This is a genomic window from Thauera phenylacetica B4P (assembly GCF_000310225.1).
Lineage (GTDB): Bacteria > Pseudomonadota > Gammaproteobacteria > Burkholderiales > Rhodocyclaceae > Thauera > Thauera phenylacetica.
Genome location: NZ_AMXF01000412.1, coordinates 1 through 1888, shown reverse-complemented (window position 1 = coordinate 1888; position 1888 = coordinate 1). Strand labels below are relative to the sequence as shown.

At 75.7% G+C, this 1888-nt stretch carries 3 protein-coding genes; all 3 read right to left on the bottom strand.

All coding sequences use genetic code 11. The features are described 5' to 3' along the window. Positions 1–242: hypothetical protein (locus C667_RS22590; RefSeq protein ID WP_004387199.1), on the bottom strand; the 242-nt coding region annotated here is incomplete at its 3' end. Beyond that, complete coding sequence (locus C667_RS22585; RefSeq protein ID WP_004387197.1) at positions 239–967, bottom strand: efflux RND transporter periplasmic adaptor subunit; 729 nt, start codon at positions 965–967, stop codon at positions 239–241. The genes C667_RS22590 and C667_RS22585, both read right to left, overlap by 4 nt. Next, positions 964–1888, bottom strand: a 925-nt coding sequence (locus C667_RS22580; RefSeq protein WP_004387195.1) for an efflux RND transporter periplasmic adaptor subunit, incomplete at its 5' end; no start/stop codon positions are given. The genes C667_RS22580 and C667_RS22585, both read right to left, overlap by 4 nt.

Below are 1888 nucleotides of genomic sequence, written 5' to 3'. Positions count from 1 at the left end.
GCGAGGCCGATCGCGTCGGCCAGCGCGGTGCGCTCGCCGGCCGCGATGCCGTCGCTCACGTGGCGCGGCCGCGGCGGCGCCAGCGACACCAGCACGGCGCGGTCGCAGGCCAGCACCTCGCCGATACGGTTAGCCAGCAGCTGCCCGGCCTGCTCGGGGTCAGCGGTGGCGGCGAGTGCGCCGCACAGGCGCACCAGGCGGCCGAGGAGGAACTCCCCGGCCTCGCGCTGCGCGTCCCTCACGGCAGCACGACCCCCTTCATGCCATGCACGATGCCGGCGCTCGGCCTGGGCAGGGACCAGATGACGCGCACGGTGTTGCTGCGCACCTCGACCTTGCGCGACACCGCCTCCACCTGGACCGCCAGCTCGCGCCCCAGGTCGGGCAGCATCAGCCGCGCCGGCGCGCCGGGCTTCAGCGCCGCGGCGGCCTCCGCCGGCACGTCGCCCACCGCGCGCAGCTGGGTGTTGTCGACCAGCTCGGCGATCGGCATGCCGGCCTCGACCCACTGGTGGCGGCGCGCCGGGCGCTCGACCACCGAGCCGGAGAAGGGCGCCACCAGGCGCGCGGTCTCGATCTGTCGCCGCAGGATGCGGTTCTCGGCTTCGAGCACGCCCTGCTCGCTGCGCGTGCGGGCGAGCTCGTCCGGCGTCTTGAGGCCCTGGCCGACCAGTCCGGCGGTGGTCTTGGCGAGCTTGCCGAGGTAGGCGATCTGGACGTTGTTGCGCTCGATCTGGAGCTCGAGCTCGCGGGTGTCGAGGCGGGCGACGAGCGCGCCCTGGCGCAGCTCGGCGCCGACGTCGGGGCCGAGCTCGACCAGCATGCCGGCGCGCCCCATCGACAGCACGACCTGCTGGCGCGACTCGATCGCCACCGGCACCTCTGCGGGCAAGGCGGCGAACGAGGTCTGGCAGAAGAGCAGCGCGGCGAGCAGCGCGGAGGCTAGATAGAGGAAGGGGGTGATCATCTGGAGAGCTCACGGACGGTGAAGTCGAGGAAGCGCCGCGCGAGCGACACCGGCTCGAGCCGCAGCTCGACCCAGGCCGGCGCGGCCTCGGGGATGCGGGCAGCGAGCGCGGGCAGGTCGACGCTGAAGCTGAAGTCCTGGTGCGCGTCGCGCGGACGCAGCGGCGGACCGGCGAGCCCCGACGCCACGGCAGGCGGCGAGGCGCCCTGCCCCGGCCGCTCCGCCACCGCCACCATCGGTCCGCCGTAGCGATCGTACAGGGCGTGCGCGGCCAGGCGGTCGAGCGGGGTGAGGCGGGCGTCGACGACCGGCACCTCGAGCATCGGCAGGTCGCGGTCCCAGGCGTGCAGGCGGGCGGTGACGACCGCGCGCGCATCGAGGCGCGCACCCGCGCGATCCTGCACGTAGGCGTGCACGCGCAGGCGCGCGGACTGGCGCACGGTGGCGAGCACCTGGTCGGCGGCCACGGTGTCGCCGGGCTGGAAGTCGGCGGCACGCTCGACGACCTCGCCCGGCGCGCTGGCGGTGACGACGAGCTGGGCGAGGCGCGAGGCGGCGCGTTCGCGCGCGGCGAGCAGGCGGCGCTCGTCCTCTTCCAGCCAGCGCCGGTAGCCGCCCTCGCTGCCGCGGGTGTCGAGCGCCTGCTGCTCGGCGCGGTTGCGGCGCAGCTCGAGCTCGATGCGCGCCTGCTCGTGGTTGCGTTCGAGGTTCTCGACGACCAGCAGGACCTGTCCGGCCACGACCGGCTGCCCGGCCGCCGGCGGCGCGTGCACGATTCGCCCGGCGAAGGGCGCGCCGACGTACTGCAGGCGCTCGTGGGTGAGCAGCGCCGGCACCGCGAGGCTGCGGTCGAGCGGCAGGAACACCGCGCCCGCCAGGCCGGCGAGCACCGCGAGGCTCACGCCCGCGCGCAGCGGCGAG

Coding starts and splice junctions, on each gene's coding strand:
- C667_RS22585 (WP_004387197.1), bottom strand. CDS start 967: ATGATCACCCCCTTCCTCTATCTAGCCTCCGCGCTGCTCGCCGCGCTG.